Source organism: Symplocastrum torsivum (assembly GCF_059505465.1).
On the sequence record NZ_JCACKQ010000112.1, the window covers coordinates 80333 to 97930 of the forward strand.

Genomic DNA, 17598 nt, shown 5'->3' on the forward strand with positions numbered 1-17598 from the left:
GACAGTTGCCCACATTTTTTGTGATCAAAGTTTACAAAAAATGTGATTTAAATCACTGCGGGTGTTTAAACTTGAGGAAAGGGAAGTTCTGCTTCTTGAGGTTGCCATAGTAAGGCTTATTTCACCACTTCTACCACCTTATGAAAATTCAGATGCGATCGCCTTGTTGTCGTAAGTCACGCACAGTTGACAAGTACTGTCCAAGGAAAGGTAAACCACCAATTGCCGGAAGCAAGTAACGAGACGTACAAAGTAAGCCTAAAGCAGCAGCAGTTGGTGCAGCAAAATAGGGTTGGTAAAACAAAATCAATGCCGCATCACGAGTGCCAACACCAGCAAACGTCAGTGGCAGCAATCCGGCAAGAATCGCTAGCGGTGAGAGAGCAAGATTCGCTAAAAATGGCGTCCAGGCTTTGAGGGCAAGGATAAAAAACCAAATTTGCAACAAGTGCAAAAACCAGATAAAGATCGAGGTAGCAGTAATTTTTAATAACTGTCCTTTGTCACGCCAAAAGTATTCATGCATTTCCCCCCAGGAAGTCTGCAACTTTTCCAACTTAGAGCGAAGTTTCTTGGGAGCAAGCTTCTTACTAACTAAAAAAAATAAATGGGCGAATTTACGAGAGCTTAGAAGGAATACTCCAATAACTAGACCTAAAATTACACTAACTGTCATTATCCAAAAGAGAGCATCTTTCTGGGGATAAAGCAATAACCCAAACACACACCATAACAGTAGTGATAACAAATCACAGGATTTTTCAAATACAACTAGCGATAAAGATAGCGTCCCATCTAAATGACCTCGTTGCTTCATAAAATAGGCTTTGGCAATATCCCCCATCTTGGAAGGCAACACCATATTCAGTACACTAGCTGCCAAAATGAGACGAGTTGCCTCACCAAATCCTAATTGTGAACCTGTCGGCATCAATTGTTGTAGTCGCCAAGCCGTGAATAAAGTCAGTGGGACTACCATACCAAGACTGATTACCATCCACCAGCCATTGCAATTTTTGAAAACTTCGATGAGTCCAGGGAAATCAATCTTCGAGTAAATTACGGCTAGGATAACCAGGCTAACAATGATGGAAATTAGTCGTTTCATTGAGTAGGAATTGGGAATTGGGAATTGGGACAATGGGCTGTAGGCGATGGTCAAGAAAACTTCATATCACCTAGTACTTCATCACTATTCTCTAAGGCTCAATTTTTTATTCTTAAAGATACCGCTCTATTTTCAATGATTCACTAGGAACAAGTTTTTTGACTTCAGGTGTGAGGTCAAGCCAAGGTTGTAATTGCCCTCGTTGAAAGGTGCGACTCATGACGACATAAATTGATGTTTGGTCACAGCCAATGCCAGCACTAATCACACCTTCCCAAGACTGTGCTTGTAATTCGTCTATAACGTGCCATTTTCCATCTTTCCAAGACAAACGTCGGCGGAAAGAATAGGGTGAAGCTTTCTTGCCAGTAATTAGGACTTTTTGTAATAACTTGCGGATTAAGTTTGGAAAAAAGCGTCCAACGGTTAACATGACAACCCGTAGAATGAGTAAGTTGGCAGGTGTCATTTGCTTTTGTTTCGCCCATCCCAACTGACCTTGAATAGCAATTTCGTTTTCAGTAACATTGACTTGATAAGTGTCAACCAGATGAGCAACAGCGTTTTTGACCTTACCGCCTTCCAGCACTTGCAGCGAAAATTGAGTATCAGATGCAATCAGTTGATTACCGCGAAATAGCTTAAAAACACCGCCTTTATTCAGTGCTAAATAAAGTTCGGTGTCCTGGCGGCGGTCAATGACGATTTTGGCTTCCTTGAACCAAACGCGACCTGTAGGACGTAGTGTAGGCTTGGGTCTATCTTTAACAAAATCTCGCCAAGTTAGGAGATAATTCCAGGTATGGTGACCAATAATGTGGTCATCGGCGTAACAAGGTGCAAGACCATTTGTGAGTCCGACTAAAAAGCGATCGCTTATTTCCAACGCCTCTGGCATCCACTGCCCAATAAGTTCAAACCCATGCGGAAAGAAATTGTATGTATTGCGACTGGTGTACTCGCCACCATACGACCCATCGGGATGCACAAATTCAGCCGCTAATTCTACCGCTTTAATTAAGGCTTCCTTCAAGCGTGGATCGGGTCTTAGTTGATAAATCCTCGCTAAACAGGAAATCGTTAAGGTATGGTAACCAGGGTCACAACCCTCGTATTCCTGAAACCAACCTTCAGGATTTTGCCAGGACAGTACCCTTTCCAAACGTTGTACCCGCGCTTTGTCCCACTTGGACGTCTGCAACAGTTTGGATAAGAGTTCCAAGCACAGGACAATCAAGGCTTGGTGATTAGTCAGGCGTCCACTTTCATTGTGATGCGCTAACCAATCTGCCCGACGTTCAAAAAAACTGAGTGCAGTTGAATTGTTGAGTCCTAGTTGCGTGTAGCTTTCAATACAAGCCAGCAGAGAAAACGCTGCTGCACCACCAGCCCGTTCAAAGGGAAAATAATCATCACAAGACCCATCCGGATGACCACTCTTCGCCGCATAGAGAATGCCTGCTTCTACCCAATCTCGAATGATTGGCTGTTGGTAAAAGGGGTTGTCTGGCACATCAGTCTCGTAAGCCAAGGCAAGGGGCAAGACAAATTCCTGCGACATACCACTAGGGAAGTCGATAATTTTGTATTGCCAGAAGTTGCGGTCAAAGCAGCCATAGGTAGGGCTGTGGGCATTGCGGTCAAGCAACGTTAAGATTTTGGGGATTTGAGCTAATGCTTCACGGGCGAATAGGTCTTTACTCATGAAAGGCTTAAGTTCCAACACAAAGTGTTGAGGTAAGGTGTGGCTTGAATTCTCGCTCAATTTAGTGCAATTTTGTAGTTGGCTTTATCCTGTTTTTTTATACATTCTGCACTCAATACAAGGAATTCTTCAGTCTTGAAGACAGAACAAGTTTCTACTAAGCCTGATAACGTTGGTTTAATTCCTTGTTCGAGTCTTGCTTGGGCTTCTGCTGCGGCAGGTTGAAACTGTTGAATCCAACGATTTTTATCAATGTAATTTACTTCAAATGCTTGTTTTTCTAGTAACCAGAAATTGATGTTGTATTTTTGAATAAAGCTTTGTAATCCGGCTAAATTTGGGCTGTATTGAGCTTGGATGAGGTGAATAACTCGCTGACGGAATTGACCATAGTAGCCAGTATGGTAAGGGATTCCATATTCTGGGCTGACTAAGACGGAACGCTGAGAAAATGTTGGCAGGTTATCCGCTTCTTCAGCTAGGGAGGCAATAAGGGTATCTTTAGGTTGTTGGGCGAAAAACTGATAAAGTGCTGGTACTTCACCGACTTTATATTGTGTTCTTGGGAAATTTTTTATTAAGCTTGGATACAGCGCCAAAACTATCCCTAGTAATAGAGTTGTTCCAAGTGCAAGAACTTGTCTTTTTATCAATCTTGGTTGTCTTTGCTGTTGCGCCCAGTACAACAGGGCATCTAACATGAGGGTTAATGCGATCGCCGCCGATAGCGCTAGCACAATTTGCAAGCTATGTTGTGTATAACGGCTCGGTAGATGGAGCTTGAATAGCAAAGCATGAGCTGCAAAAAATAAACCAATTGATGCGATAACTAGCTGAATTAAAACGATACTTTCGTTACTCAGTTGCCTTACTAAGGGGAATCTAGAAGGATATCGCAGCAATATTGGTAACAATAAACCAGCACTAAGGGTTACTGGAGTAAGTGGCATTTCTGGAAATATGCCACTGCGCCCTCCCAACCAAAACCTCCAAGGATTATCACGGAAAAAGCTTGCTCGTCCCTTTGACCAAAATTCTGGTAGTGTCTTCGCTTCAGCTACACTAATCACTGGTTCAAATTGAGACGTTGTTAGGGCAAATGGTAAGAGTACAAGTATCGCTACTCCTAAACCAGCCGCACAGAACCAATAGTCACTTCGGTACCGAGAAAATCTGATTTCCCCCTGTTGCCAGCGCAATAACCGTAGTACTAGAACTCCCACAGAGATGAACACGCACTGAGGGTAAAAAAGACCCTGCAAAGCAATTACAGCCATACAAGGAAGTAAGGAATTAGTTAAACGCGATCGCTTTCTATCTTGCTGTAATAAATAGTACAAAAAGGCAAGAAGTAGTGGATAAATAAAGGCTCTAGGGGTGGCTGAAACTAAGTCTTCTTTGCACCAAAGATTTTGGTTGAGTACCAGAGAGGCAATAAAACCTGCCACAGGTACAGGCAAAATTTCTAAGCAAATACCAAAACAGTACCCAGTCGTTACTAAATCCAGGACAACTGGCAAGAACTTACTAAAAAGAATTGGGTCAATACCTATAGCTGCAAATAACTGATATAGAGTGGTATAACCCCAAGGAGCAACAGATTGAAAATAATCAGCAATTAAATCATTCGGGAACAACTTAGAGTCTAAAAACCGACGCATCCAAAATACGTGCTGTCGTGCATCATCCTGCACAACATATTCACTACTGAAGGCTTGTTGCAGCCACATAGTGCTATAAACCGCTGCAAAAGCCAGACTTAAACTAAACCAAAAGATGACTTGTAACTTGGAGGCTTTTGGGACTGGAGTGGTGAGAAATTGGCGTAAGTATCGGCTCAGCATAGCACCCGTGGTGTTTATAAAGCGATCGCATGATTTCTACCGCTTCACTAACTTCGTTGAGGAATACTCCTTCACGTTTTGAGAATCAACTTCAAGTCGGCGGAGTCTTAGCTGCACATCTTCCAGCATTTTACGATTCACTGCCATTAAATCAGCGACTAACCCAAACATCCACAATTGAAAACCAATCAAAATGAGAATTGCCGCCAAAATAAGACTCGGAACATGAGCTTTGGGAGTACCACTCAAAAACAAGATTAACCAGCGAACACCAAGGAGCGAACCTAAACTAAAAGGAATCGTACCCAAGATTACAAAGAATCTCAATGGCTTATAGGTCATGAAGATTCGCAGGATTGTCAAAAGCGATCGCTTCACATAAGATGGGATACTCTTGACCAAACGTGAAGGTCGTAAATACCGATTGGTTCGGATTGGCACAGATGTAATAACCATGCCTTTTTGTCCTGCTTGAATAATAGTTTCTAAGGTATAGGTATATTCATTAAATACATTTAACCGTAGCGCTGCCTCACGACTGATTGCTCGGAAGCCACTAGGCGCATCGAGAATCTTTGTATTACTAGCCATCCGCACAACCCAACTACCTAACTTTTGTAGGAACTTTTTCGTAGGGGAAAAGTGTTTGATTTGTTGAATCGGTCGTGCGCCAACAACAATCTCAGCCCTGCCCGATAAAATGGGTTCAATTAGTTTTGGAATATCATCAGCACAATACTGATTATCGGCATCGGTATTAACAATAATATCAGCGTTAGCTTTCAAACAAGCTTCTATTCCCGCCATGAAAGCTTTCGCAAGTCCCTGATTATGTTCAAAATTGACGATGTGATCAACACCGTGAGCTTGAGCCACTTCCACGGTTTTATCAATGCTGCCATCGTTGATAATTAACCACTCTACAATATCTACACCCGGCAGCTCACGCGGGAGTTCAGAAAGGGTAACTTCCAGGCTTCCTTCTTCGTTGTAACAGGGGATTTGGATGATGAGTTTCGTCAAGACACTTTACTCCAATTCAAGATTTAAGAGGGATATCAATGGGTGGATTATATTCAAATTCACGATTCACTAAGCATTGCTGAGTCCAATTCTGCTAGGGTTTCCCTAAGCTGCTCTCAATTAGCCTCGAACTGAGTCAATTTAACCATCAAACCGATTACCTTGAGTGTGTGATGTTTGGATTATCTTTAGGTTGGTGCCAATGAAGGGGGTAAAGCGCCAAACCCAAAAATTACCTTTTATCTTAAAACTTCGTTTTTGTCAAAATAAATTTGCAATTGTTTGACAAAATAAGTAGCTGAGGTAAATTCAACACTTATTTAGTGCCTGTCTGTGGTAGGTACAAAATACTGTTCCCTAATTTGATATTTGGTAAAACTGTGAACAAATCTTCCAGTTTTTTTTCGGTCTGCATCTATTCTCGGAAAGCTATTAGTAGCTGGCTGAGTAAGAGAGAAAATTTATTTTTTGTGCTACTGATCGTTGCTCATCTGTTTCCTATCTGGTTTTTTAAGTACTTTCCTTCACAAGATGGACCTGCTCACCTTCACAACGCTAGTGTTCTCCGTGAGTACTATTTCCCTGAACGCTCTATTTTCCGCGAGTATTATTTACTCAACAAAAACCTTACCCCAAACTGGTTTAGCCATCTTGTCCTAGCAGGACTGATGCATCTCGTGCCACCACTGGTTGCCCAGAAGCTTCTCTTGAGTGGCTATATCATTCTTTTACCCATCTCAATTCGCTATGCGTTGTACGCGATTCGTCCAGATGCAATATTTCTCTCATTTCTGGCGTTTCCGTTCATCTACAACTATGTGCTTCACATGGGCTTTTACAATTTCTCGTACAGCATGGCAATGTTTTTTTTTGTTGTTGGTTACTGGCTGAAGCACCAGAACCACTTCACGCTTAGTCGGGTAATCAGTTTAAGCATTCTCTCGCTATTGCTCTACTTCTGTCATTTATTCTCATTCGTGACAGCGTATGTAGCGATCGCACTTTTAACGGTATGGTTGACAATTCTCGATCTCGCGCCACAGGTACGTCAGCAGAAATTTAATTGGCGATCGCTTGGTCGAGTGTTGCGTATGCGAGTACTTGTACCACTCTGTGCATTTTTGCCGACACTCATCCTTGTTGTGATGTTTCTAAGTCGCAAGTCAACAGTCAACTCCGACATTGACACGTCTAGACTGACTTGGAAACATATATATTATCTGCTTAGCCTCCACTCACTCGTCTCCTTCCAGAAACCGGAGTTTTTGTTATCCATCGCACTTGCAGGTTTGTTTGCAGCCATTTGTCTCTATGTTCTTGTCGCCAAACTAGCTCATCGTCAGATAAATGTCTGGGATGGCTTGCTCTTGGTTGTTGTTGCCTACGTCCTCATGTACTTTATTGCACCCGATAAGATGTCTGGCGGCGGCAATATCAAGCAGCGACTATTGTTATATCCGTTTTTTATTTTAATGCTCTGGTTTGGGGCGCAGTCGTATCATTGGCTTGTCAAGCAAAGAATCCAGCTAGTTGCCGTGGGAATTGCTTTAATGCTGCTTGGAGTTCACACGATACAGTACGCCGAACTCAACAGCTACTTGGAAGAGTATGTCTCAGGGATGCACCTGATTGAGCCGAATACAACACTTCTCCCTCTTTCCTTCTCCAATACTGGACACGCACCCGACGGAAAGGTTTTATCAGACCGGGTTAAACCTTTTTCGCACGCTTCAGGTTATATCGCGGTACAGAAGAAGGACGTTGTTGTTCTCACGAATTACCAGGCTGCGCTAGACTATTTCCCTATTCTTTTCCGTTCCCAAACCAATCCCTTTCTACACCTCAGTATCGGAAATAATTCTAGTAAGGCTGACTGGGGCATTGAAGCTGAGCCTCCTAGAGTAGACTTCCTCAACTACCCCCAACGGACAGGAGGAAAGGTAGATTACGTGCTGATTTGGCAAGTCCTTGAGGGACATCGTACTGTTGAAAACACGAAGTCTATCTTCAAACAACTAGAGGAGGGATACGATCTCATTTACACCTCTCCACAACGGGGATTGATGCAGTTATACCGTCGCAAGGATTGGAGTTAAGAGAGTTAGGGGAGTGTCGCTAGGACGCGAGAACCCCGACTTCTTCAAGAAATCGCGGTTCTGAACTGTGGCATCCCAGTTGACAGCCACCAGATGCTTTAGGATTGTTCTGAACCTAGATAAGATTCCAACTTTCACTAGGAGCTAAAGTATGTGGCAAGACAATTTGACGAAAGGACTTTGGCATAACAGTAGACCAAAAAAAGCTGTCTGGTATCGCTTTGAGCGCCTGGGAATGTTCAGTGTTATCAGCGTAGCAATGATTGTGGCGATGCCTTGTCTGAGAGAAACTAGTGCGATCGCCTTTCCTTTAAAAGAGCGATCGCCTAACGCCTCAACATCTCTGGCACAAACACCTATACCTTCTCTAACCCTACCCCCAGCGATCTTTCCGACAAATCAAGCCCCCGGTGTTAGCGTTCCTCCCCTGCAACAACCCATTCCTGCTGAAACCCTTCCAGCCGTTACACCTGCTCAACCACCAGAGCTTCCACCCGCAAATGTATCTCCTACTCCTAATTCATCCCCAGTTATTGAATTTGGTCAGCCATTGCCAGAGAAAACAACATCGGCTGAACCAGCATTGATACCTCAAAGCGGCATACCAACCCTAGAGCCAGCAGCCGCTTTTATGTCGCAGGAGTCAACGGCAACGAATGTAAATCCAGAAATTCTATTACCAAGTGGCACTCAGCTAAGTCTGCGCTATCCCGGCGAAAAGGTTCTCAATCTTCAAGCCTATCAGTTACGGCAGGAAGTGTTGCTACTTCAGGAGGACTTGCGCGATCGCAATAATCAAGTCATTGCCCCGGCTGGGACACCCGTGATTGGATACTTTGAAACGAGTAGTACAGGCAGTCGCTTCATTGCAAAAGCGATCGCCCTTGGTGGAAGTAATCTTCCCTTTGAAGCTCAATCCGATAATCTCGAAGTCACTCCTCCTGAAGAAACTACCACCGATCAGAGTCTTCGCCAACCGGGTACAACAATTCAGCCAGGTCAAATTTTACAAGTTCAGCTACAGTCCGATTGGCGTTTCTCAGCGATTAGTAATTAAGGTGATTCGTTGGCTTAGAAATCTTCTGTTTCTGGTCGTGGACCAACTGTGCCAGGTTGATTGAAGAAGGTATTACCCGCGTCATTGTTTTGATAGATGCAGGCAATTTTGGGTGAACCTTCTAATGCCCCAGTGAAGCCAAACGTATTCATGCGGTTCTTACATTCGCGCACCTGCTCAGAGGTAACGAGTTTCCTTTGCTCCAGAATTGACCAGTTGTTCTTACGCAAGACACAGCCCGGTTGCATATTAGGCTGGGTAACGTAGACGCTAAAGGGACTCATCGTTACATAGACACGCATATCTGTAACCATCGCACTTGCTCCATACTGAACACAAAGCTCAGCATTTGGTGCGCTGCGGTCGATGGCTTCACGGGTTACCAAATTCTGTGGGTTTGAACTCGCTGTGGAAGCAAACGCAATGCCTATCCCAACCCCCAGCGCCAGGACGGCACCCAAAATTGCCATGTAAGTGAAGTTGAAATCAAATAAAGGGGGTTTGGAAGCTGGGGCTTTTTCTCTAGGACTAGGAATAGTCGTGGATCTGGATTTACGTTTCATCGTTAGCTTACGTCAACTGTAGGAGAATTAGCAGGGAGTAGTTTCAACTGCCCTCCTTATCCCAGTATGCCTATAGATATCTTATTCTGGTTAGGGAAAACGGGAAGGTTTAAAGGGGAAAGGAATAAATTTTCCTTATTCCCTACCGCTATTGCTTTGGCACACCAGAAGGCGCAATCCTTAATATTTTGCTAAGCGTTGCTGTGTTTGCATTGGGATGCCAGTTACTCCTGCCTGCTCAAGTAGTACGAGGAAATCTTCACGGATAGATGAGTTAGTGGAGTAAGACGCTTGGGCAGCGATGAGCGTGTCGATCGCATCGTACCAAAGTCCACCTTCAGCATAGGCTAAGGCGCGATCGCGTTCTGTTGTCGCTGTTGCTAGCTGTTGCTCTAGTGCTGGCGTACTAGGCACACGCTTAATCCAACTTTGAGCAAAGGTGTCGTTAGAGCGTCGATCTGCATTACAAATTAAGGTTACAGACCAACGGTACTCTTTGCCAGGAACGAGTTCCGGCAGATTCTTTGGCATTTCTAGCTGAACAATACCAGCCTTTTGTAGCTGTAGCTGTTTTACAAAGATTGGCTCGGCAACGCCTGATTCCACTAAGGCAAATTCCAAAGGTTCCGATGGCACAGTGGACACATACCAAGAGAACGTTGGATGACCTGACAAGGTTTCTGCTGTGTGGTCGTTAGGAACAAGTAGTGCTAGTTCCACCGCCTGAGACTCAGTACAGCCTCGCGAACCTGCTCCTTGGGTTCGTCTGGGCATTCCCCGCTGAGGCGGGACATAACTAAAATTTGATTGGGTTTGTGTAGGAATTGCTAAAGCAGGGCTTGTTAATAGGTTTGAGCTACCATCTAGCCAACTGGTCACTGGCATCAAGACGATTGATGCAGTCGCTGTGACCACACTTATCAATAGGCGGGAATTCACCATGATAGTAGGCGCAGTATTTAAAGATTTTTAATATTCAGTAGAGCGCCCTGATTTTTCTAAAACTTAATGAAATGTACACGAGCAATAGTAAGTATGTACTTATCTATTACTACCTTTTAAGAATAAGAGAATCTTTAGGAAGAGACCTCTCTATTTAGAGAGAGAAACTGTCTAAATATTTCTTAAAACTTATACTTTTCATTAAACATTGGTGATGGAAGTAGTGAATAGGAGCGAAGCGTAGTAGGGTGAAGGCAGAAATCTCAGGAGCTATAACTAGAGTGAGAATTGCAATTTATTAAATCCACGTTCCTTAAGAATAAATTCACAAGATTGTTATTCTGTCAAGCTAAAAGGCAAGCTACTGGAAAGATGAGATATTCCAGGAAGAAGAGTTTCCAGATGAATTGGTAAAACTGCGCGATCGCACTTTTATCCTGCAAATCAACACTTAGGCTACGCCACCACAGTAAACCTAACGCCAGTAGGTTCGTAACCACCAGAAAAATTGGGTTCACCGAAGGTAGGATTAGTAACGCGGCAAGTATCATAGCCAGGTAGCATACCGTAATTACCCAACGGGCAAGGTTAAAGACAACTGGCTTACCGAGCTGGATCGTAAACGTGGTGATGTTGTACTGTTTATCGCCTTCCATATCGGGGATGTCCTTGAAAATCGCGATCGCAAACGTAAAGACCACAATAAACAGCGTTAATGCCCAAACTGGTGCAGGTGGAAAAACAACATTCCCAGATAGACGGTCACTAAAGTGCAAAAACAGCCCTAAATTAACAATTACGCCCCGCACGGTGTAGATACAAAAACTAGCCCAGAAAGGAAATCGCTTCAAGCGTATTGGCGGCAAAGAATAAGCTGTTCCTAGCGCTAAACTGATGCTCACCATTAAGAGCAACCACAAACCGAGTAATCCTGCTAATAGCAAGGCTAAGATGCCAAGAATCCCTACAATCAGTTGAGCTTGTCGCCTCGAAAACTCGCCGGCTGCAATGGGGAGATGCGGTTTATTAATCCGGTCAATCTCCACATCTTCTAATTGATTCAGCCCGACAATATAAACGTTGCCGCACAAGCAAGCAATCCAAGCGCCCACTAATTGCTCTAAACTCACTACTGTGAAGTGGCTGCCAGTAGTGGCTATGGCAATCACATACAAGGCAAAAACACTTAAGCTGGTGCCGATAATTGTGTGAGGACGCGAGAATTTCCAAAAGGAATAGAGCCATTTAGCTGGCTGCTCAAACGGGGTGATTTGGGAACGGGTTGACGTTTGGGGAGAAATCTGGCTCATTCTTGAGATTAAGACGGAATAGACCAGAAAGATCTTACTCCCTAGTTCCCCCTTCGCTCTAGCTAGGATTTTTAAGCAATGCTGTTAGCGTTAGTGTAGTAGGACAAAGCTACCAAGCTTTAGTAGAAGTTGAGAAGGGTATCTTGTGGCTTTGGATTGGCATACATACACAATATGACTGAATGCCTGCTGCCCAATTCGAGGTTGTTTTTGATGCTGGGTCAGACTCTGCTTGAAGATGGGATTATTCGTTTAGTGACCTTCGAGCATAAAGAGGAGGCGATCGCTATAGAAAGATGAGGAGCGATCGCATTCCCTACCCCTACAAAGGCGATCGCATTTTGGCTCCCTGCTAGTGTTAACGTGCGATTGCCTACGGCACCAGCGAAGCGGATCGCATCCCTTCCCTCAGTCTCACTTCATAGCTGTTGCCACCGAGTCACTGGGCATGAACTAATACCGCCTCATTCAATGTCATCTGGCAAGTCATCAGCAGACATTCCTGCTCTTTGCATTAGCTCAATCAATCGCTTGATTTGAGGGAGCGAAAACCTAATTTCTCTTTCGCCTGTTTCATGGCGTCTAATTGTTCTGCTTGTTGTCCCTAGCTCAGTCGCTAATTCTTCCTGCGTCATTCCCAGTCGTTCGCGTAACTGTTTGAGAGTCGCCAATTCAGGGTTGCTATTTGAGTTTGTATCGTTTACCATTCTCTCTATAACCGGACATTTGTTCCGGTTGCGGACAACAAAAATGATGGGGAAACGCTATGGGAAGTCCCTACACTTCCTGTTTCCCTGTCTCTCTATGGGTAGTTTCTCACACCAAGCAAGTCCGCCAAGAGTTTAAACTCTTGGCTCATAACTCAAGTCCACTTAAGTGGACTGAATTTATTGTGCTGCAATCTCTTAGTCCTCTGAAGAGGACTTTGGCTATGAGCAAGGGAATTAATTCCCTTGCGGACTCGCTTGCGGATGAGTAGATGAGTGGACTTAGGAGGTGAGGCGAAGGACGATTATCTGGAAATTCTTCGTATGTACTGTTTGAGTATGTCTTCCATGAAATAACGGGCGATTTGCGATCACATTTTTGCATTTATCGCATTTTTGCAGATCGCCCTTTCTTAAAAACTAATCACCCAAATCATAGCAATGAAACATTCCGAATGGCTTCGCCTCAAAGCAGAAGGCGACAGGGTTGTTGCGTCTTTACGTGCCGATGGCTTCAACTGTCGCAAACAAGTGCGCCGCTTGTCTTGGTATCTTTGCAAAGGCTCAGTTTCTTACACGTTGACTTGGCTACCAGCACCAGTGCGTGAATGGAGCTTATTACCAAATGATGAAACACCAGAGAGAGCGCAAGTTCTAGCTCAAATTCATTCTAGTTTGGAGCATCGGGGCTGCGATCGCACGGCACAACTATCCCTACCTCCTAGCCAACGCTTCTGGAATCAAAAGGATTACCCTTGGACACTGGTTAGGCTGCTGCCGAATGCTCAACACTATACAGTAGGTCGCTTTTACAGCCGCACAGAAGCGGAAAATCATAAGCGCTTTCTTGGTAAGTGGATGCCTGCTGCTGAATTCGAGGTTGTTTTTGATGCTGATGCGGTGACTTAGTGGACGAGAGGCGATCGCACCTCATCTTTAGCTTATCGGTGGGCGATCAGCTTTGCTGGTGCCGAAGGCAATCGCACCCAAAGTTATACTGAAGAGACATTCTTCACGTAACAGGGAGTTTGATGCCTACCGACGCGCAACTGAGGTGTTTATATCGAATTGGCTACCAGTTGACATATATGCTGTTTCAGCCCATCCATCTTATTTGCATCGACGGTCGAACTCAGAATTTATATATCTTGGCAGGGCAGAACGAGGAAATCGAGTTTGAAGTTACTCCAAGTGGAGAGGTGCTGTAATGAGTCAAGTTGACTACATGGCTATGTCTTACAAAGAGTTAAGGCGTTACTTTCTCAAGCATCGAGAAGATAAAGCTGCTTTTCAAGCTTATCTAGCAAGGCGTCGAGAGCGATCGCACCCAGTCATTACAAGAGTTGATGACCCGGACTTCGATAACAAGATTCAAACAGCAATCCGTCAGCAACTAGCGGAGCATCGAAGTTAGCAGCGCGATCGCATTTCCCGCAGCAACAAGCGCGATCTCACCTGCTGTTTACGTCAACTTTACACCACATAGCTAAAAAGGTAAGGAAGGCTTTATTATTTCCCCCCACAGTCGATCTAGTATTCGGTTGTACTGTCTTATCGAGAGATTTTGAGGATGTCCGAGTCTGATCCACTCCGCGAATACTTTGAGCAAAAGCGACTGTAAGCCCTGCTGTTTTCCTAGTTTGCTCAAACAGAGATTGTAAAGTGTATTGCACCATCTCTCGCCAATCGCATACCCTCCCCAACTTCCCTGATTAACCGTTGCAACCAATGTTCTAGACTGGGAAAGCAAGAATCCAGTAAGAGAAAGGGAACAAGCGATGCGACTGTCGAATATGCTTTTCGTCACCCTGCGGGAAGACCCAGCAAAAACAGGCAAAGCTATAATTACCGTAGCCTCCTAGCCACGTTGCATACTCGTATGACTCAGATTCTGACAGTAGAACTGAACGATCAAATTTTCACCGCGATTCAGCGACAGGCTGAGGCAATTGGCGTTCCTCCTGAACGGCTAGCTGCAACATTGCTAGAGCAGCAGTTTGGGCAAGTTTTAAAATTGTTGCTACCTGAAGCAGAAAAAGAGACAGCACGAGCTAGGTTTGAGAGCCATTTTGGGACACTTAATCTCGAACAGCCCACTGACCTGGATAATGAGAGCATTGATGCAGATTTGGTGAGAGAGTATGCAAATACCCACGAAGAAGGTTAATGCTCCTCGATACTTCTGGTTTGCTTTGTCTGCACTATCAAACTGAGCCTTTGCATACTCAAGCCTGTGCTGCATATAAGAAAGCAACAATTCGATTAACTCATAGCTATATCATTGCTGAATACATCGCCTTAGCCACAGCAAGACGTTTTCCACGTTCATCCGCCCTGGCTTTTGTCGCTGATTTGCTGGACAACCCTGATATAGAGACAGTCTGGGTTGATGAGCCATTGCACAGGGAGGCAGTTGAGCTACTGATGGGGCGGCAAGACAAAACCTATTCTCTGTGCGATGCCGTTAGCTTTGTATTGATGCGCCAGCGTGGGATTACTGAGGCTTTGTCTACTGATCGACACTTTGAGCAAGAAGGGTTTATTCGCTTACTGCATAACCGTTGACAACCAATGTTCTAGACTGGGATACAATCATTCAGCTAGAGAAAGGGAACATACGATGCGACTGTCTAATATGCTTTTCGTCACCCTGCGGGAAGATCCAGCAGAAGCGGAAATCCCCAGTCATAAATTACTCGTCCGCGCAGGCTACATACGTCGCATCGGTAGCGGGATTTACGCCTATCTTCCCTTGATGTGGCGCGTGCTAAGAAAAGTCTCCCAGATTGTCCGTGAAGAGATGGATGCGACTGGCGCTCAAGAATGTCTGCTTCCCCAGTTGCAACCCTCTGAATTGTGGAAAGAGTCAGAACGCTGGGATACCTACACCAAAGCCGAGGGTATCATGTTTGCCCTCAAAGACCGTCAAGATCGGGAATTAGGACTAGGACCAACCCATGAAGAGATAATTACGACGATCGCTCGTGATATGGTTCGCTCCTATCGCCAGCTACCTGTCAACCTGTATCAGATCCAAACTAAGTTCCGGGATGAAATTCGCCCCCGGTTTGGACTGATGCGAGGACGGGAATTCATTATGAAAGATGCTTACTCCTTTGATGTCGGTGCCGAGGGTTTGGAGCAGAGTTATCAGAAGATGAATCAGGCTTATCACAATATGTTCCACCGTTGTGGCTTGAGATTTAGAGGTGTTGAAGCTGACTCAGGCGCAATTGGTGGTTCGCGATCGCAAGAATTTATGATCTTGGCAGATGCTGGAGAAGATGAGGTTCTCTACACCGAAGATGGTCAGTACTCTGCCAATGTAGAAAAAGCCGTATCCTTGCCACCGGATGCCGAACCCTCACCCTTTACCACCTACGAAAAACGCGACACCCCCAACACCCCAACCATTGACTCCCTGTGTCAATTCCTGAAATGCTCACCCACCCAAATCGTGAAAAACGTCCTCTACCAAGCCATCTATGACAATGGCATGACGGTACTCGTGCTAGTGAGCATCCGAGGCGACCAAGATGTTAACGAAGTGAAATTGAAAAACGAGTTGATGAGACAGGCAGAGCAGTACAATGCCAAAACCCTCCTCTCGCTAACTGTACCCGATGCGGCAGCTCAACAAAAATGGGCATCGAAGCCGCTACCATTGGGCTACATTGCCCCTGATATCTCTGACGATTACATCAACCCCAATAAAGAAGTCGCACCTGTATTTTTGCGATTGGTAGATAAGACAGTCGTAGAGCTGAAAAACTTCGTTACAGGTTCCAACGAATCAGGCTATCACGTCGTTGGCGCGAACTGGGGCGAACAATTTCAGTTACCTAAATTGGAAGTCGATTTACGGAAGGCAAAAATAGGCGATCGCGCTATCCACAACCTCGCTCAAACTCTCCAAAGCGCACGCGGTATCGAAGCCGGACACATCTTCCAATTGGGGACAAAGTACTCTAACTCAATGGGGGCAACCTACACCAGTGAGTCAGGCGAAGAACTTCCCCTGTATATGGGTTGTTACGGTGTCGGCGTGTCGCGTGTTGCACAGGCAGCAGTAGAGCAGTCTTATGACAAAGATGGGATTATTTGGCCGGTTGCGATCGCACCTTACCATGCGATCATCTCAGTTCCAAACGTTGGAGACGCTGACCAAATGGCAGCAGCCCAAAAACTCTATACTCAACTCAATGAGGCAGGTATCGAAACCTTATTCGATGACCGCAACGAACGGGCAGGTGTAAAGTTCAAAGATGCGGACTTAATCGGGATTCCATACCGGATTGTAACAGGGCGATCGCTTAAAGAAGGTAAAGTGGAAGTCGTCGAACGGGCAACCAAAAAGTCTCAGGACATTGCCATTGACGAAGTAATGCCTACCCTCAAGCAATGGATTGACACCGCTTTGAAAGCTAAAGCCTGACAAACTTATGGAATTTCTGACCATCCTCCTATCTGGTTTACTCGCTGGTGTCTCCCCCGTTGGTCTAGTCATCGACAAGGTGATCGAAAGTAACTTCCGTTCCCGCTTGAACAAAGTGGAGCAATTGCAAGTCCGGGTTGACAACACTCCTAGTTACCAAGCTTTGCAAGGTAAGGTGGAGAAAGTGCGAATTGCTGGTAGAGGGTTGTGGGTGACGCCGAATGTTCGGATTGAGGCGTTGGAGATGGAAACTGACCCGATTAACATCGACTTCCAGCGTCTTCGACGGGGTAATGAGGAATCACCAAGAGCCTCTTTCCGGCAACCTGTACAGGCTGGGTTGCGTTTAGTGTTAGCCGAAGCAGATCTCAACCAGACTTTACAATCTCCTACTGTAACCGCTCGATTGCGAGCGATTGCGGGTCAGCTTCTGGGGGGTTCAGCCGAGCGGTATGAATTTCTCAACCCACGGGTGGATTTGCTAGCTAATGACCGTATCCGTTTTCAGGTCGAAGTGCAGGAAACGAATGCTGAGTTATTAGCTATCACCGTTGAGTCAGGGCTGAACATCATTGCTGGACGGAGCTTACAACTGATTGAGCCATCCGTTTCAATCAATGGAAGAGTCCTCCCCCCTCAGTTAGTTGGCGGGTTTGCTGGAGGTATCGGTAACCGCTTTAATCTCCGTACCTTGGAAGATGCAGGCATCACAGCACGACTTTTAGAATTAGACATCAATGCTGACGAGTTAGAGCTAGCCGCATTTGTCCGAGTTGACCCACCAAGTCAATAATTTGCATCGACTATA

Annotated in this window: 18 protein-coding genes; 10 read left to right on the forward strand and 8 right to left on the reverse strand. The window is 45.1% G+C overall.

Annotated features, from left to right (window positions below):
- Window positions 1-148: 148 nt before the first annotated feature.
- The 4 genes from AC5JL3_RS25535 to AC5JL3_RS25550 form a co-directional block, all read right to left on the reverse strand.
- Window positions 149-1108: a lysylphosphatidylglycerol synthase transmembrane domain-containing protein gene (locus AC5JL3_RS25535; protein WP_496077147.1), complete on the reverse strand. Its 960-nt coding sequence runs from the start codon at window positions 1106-1108 to the stop codon at window positions 149-151.
- A 112-nt stretch (window positions 1109-1220) separates the two neighbouring features.
- Window positions 1221-2813, reverse strand: coding sequence for a hypothetical protein (locus AC5JL3_RS25540; RefSeq protein WP_496077148.1), 1593 nt, complete (start codon window positions 2811-2813; stop codon window positions 1221-1223).
- A 56-nt stretch (window positions 2814-2869) separates the two neighbouring features.
- Window positions 2870-4657, reverse strand: coding sequence for a hypothetical protein (locus tag AC5JL3_RS25545; RefSeq protein ID WP_496077149.1), 1788 nt, complete (start codon window positions 4655-4657; stop codon window positions 2870-2872).
- Window positions 4658-4693: 36 nt separating this feature from the next.
- A complete protein-coding gene (locus tag AC5JL3_RS25550) occupies window positions 4694-5680 on the reverse strand; it encodes a glycosyltransferase family 2 protein (RefSeq protein ID WP_496077150.1) in 987 nt (328 codons plus the stop codon).
- Window positions 5681-6150: 470 nt separating this feature from the next.
- Between AC5JL3_RS25550 and AC5JL3_RS25555 the strand changes: the two genes are divergently transcribed.
- A complete protein-coding gene (locus AC5JL3_RS25555) occupies window positions 6151-7776 on the forward strand; it encodes a hypothetical protein (protein ID WP_496077151.1) in 1626 nt (541 codons plus the stop codon).
- A gap of 151 nt (window positions 7777-7927) precedes the next feature.
- Complete coding sequence (locus AC5JL3_RS25560) at window positions 7928-8833, forward strand: hypothetical protein (protein ID WP_496077152.1); 906 nt, start codon at window positions 7928-7930, stop codon at window positions 8831-8833.
- A gap of 14 nt (window positions 8834-8847) precedes the next feature.
- On the opposite strand, the gene AC5JL3_RS25565 is transcribed toward AC5JL3_RS25560, so the two are convergent.
- The 3 genes from AC5JL3_RS25565 to AC5JL3_RS25575 all read right to left on the reverse strand — a co-directional run bounded on the left by AC5JL3_RS25565 (window position 8848) and on the right by AC5JL3_RS25575 (window position 11648).
- Entirely contained in the window at window positions 8848-9396 is a 549-nt protein-coding gene (locus AC5JL3_RS25565; RefSeq protein WP_192218871.1) for a DUF3172 domain-containing protein, read from the reverse strand.
- A gap of 180 nt (window positions 9397-9576) precedes the next feature.
- Window positions 9577-10338, reverse strand: coding sequence for a DUF928 domain-containing protein (locus AC5JL3_RS25570; RefSeq protein WP_496077153.1), 762 nt, complete (start codon window positions 10336-10338; stop codon window positions 9577-9579).
- A 344-nt stretch (window positions 10339-10682) separates the two neighbouring features.
- Window positions 10683-11648 carry a homogentisate phytyltransferase gene (locus AC5JL3_RS25575; protein ID WP_496077154.1) on the reverse strand — a complete coding sequence of 322 codons (966 nt, stop codon included), beginning with the start codon at window positions 11646-11648 and terminating at the stop codon, window positions 10683-10685.
- 174 nt (window positions 11649-11822) lie between these two features.
- Here AC5JL3_RS25575 and AC5JL3_RS25580 point away from each other — a divergent pair, with 174 nt between their 5' ends.
- Window positions 11823-11948 carry a hypothetical protein gene (locus AC5JL3_RS25580; protein WP_496077155.1) on the forward strand — a complete coding sequence of 42 codons (126 nt, stop codon included), beginning with the start codon at window positions 11823-11825 and terminating at the stop codon, window positions 11946-11948.
- Window positions 11949-12112: 164 nt separating this feature from the next.
- Here AC5JL3_RS25580 and AC5JL3_RS25585 read toward each other — a convergent pair whose 3' ends face one another.
- Window positions 12113-12355, reverse strand: a complete 243-nt coding sequence (locus tag AC5JL3_RS25585) for a helix-turn-helix domain-containing protein (RefSeq protein ID WP_496077156.1) — start codon at window positions 12353-12355, stop codon at window positions 12113-12115.
- Window positions 12356-12796: 441 nt separating this feature from the next.
- Here AC5JL3_RS25585 and AC5JL3_RS25590 point away from each other — a divergent pair, with 441 nt between their 5' ends.
- The 7 genes from AC5JL3_RS25590 to AC5JL3_RS25620 all read left to right on the forward strand — a co-directional run bounded on the left by AC5JL3_RS25590 (window position 12797) and on the right by AC5JL3_RS25620 (window position 17583).
- Complete coding sequence (locus AC5JL3_RS25590) at window positions 12797-13264, forward strand: hypothetical protein (protein ID WP_496077157.1); 468 nt, start codon at window positions 12797-12799, stop codon at window positions 13262-13264.
- A gap of 122 nt (window positions 13265-13386) precedes the next feature.
- A complete protein-coding gene (locus AC5JL3_RS25595; protein ID WP_496077158.1) occupies window positions 13387-13563 on the forward strand; it encodes a DUF6888 family protein in 177 nt (58 codons plus the stop codon).
- Window positions 13563-13769 (forward strand): DUF6887 family protein, encoded by a 207-nt coding sequence (locus AC5JL3_RS25600; RefSeq protein WP_496077159.1) that lies wholly within the window; start codon window positions 13563-13565, stop codon window positions 13767-13769. Before AC5JL3_RS25595 ends, AC5JL3_RS25600 begins: the two co-directional genes overlap by 1 nt.
- A 465-nt stretch (window positions 13770-14234) precedes the next feature.
- Complete coding sequence (locus tag AC5JL3_RS25605) at window positions 14235-14522, forward strand: hypothetical protein (protein WP_496077160.1); 288 nt, start codon at window positions 14235-14237, stop codon at window positions 14520-14522.
- Window positions 14522-14920, forward strand: coding sequence for a type II toxin-antitoxin system VapC family toxin (locus tag AC5JL3_RS25610; RefSeq protein ID WP_496077161.1), 399 nt, complete (start codon window positions 14522-14524; stop codon window positions 14918-14920). The genes AC5JL3_RS25605 and AC5JL3_RS25610 overlap by 1 nt, the downstream gene beginning before the upstream one ends.
- 55 nt (window positions 14921-14975) lie before the next feature.
- A complete protein-coding gene (locus AC5JL3_RS25615) occupies window positions 14976-16790 on the forward strand; it encodes a proline--tRNA ligase (RefSeq protein ID WP_496077162.1) in 1815 nt (604 codons plus the stop codon).
- Between the two features lie 7 nt (window positions 16791-16797).
- On the forward strand, window positions 16798-17583 hold the full coding sequence (locus AC5JL3_RS25620; protein ID WP_496077163.1) for an LmeA family phospholipid-binding protein: 786 nt from the start codon (window positions 16798-16800) through the stop codon (window positions 17581-17583).
- The last annotated feature ends 15 nt before the right edge of the window (window positions 17584-17598 follow it).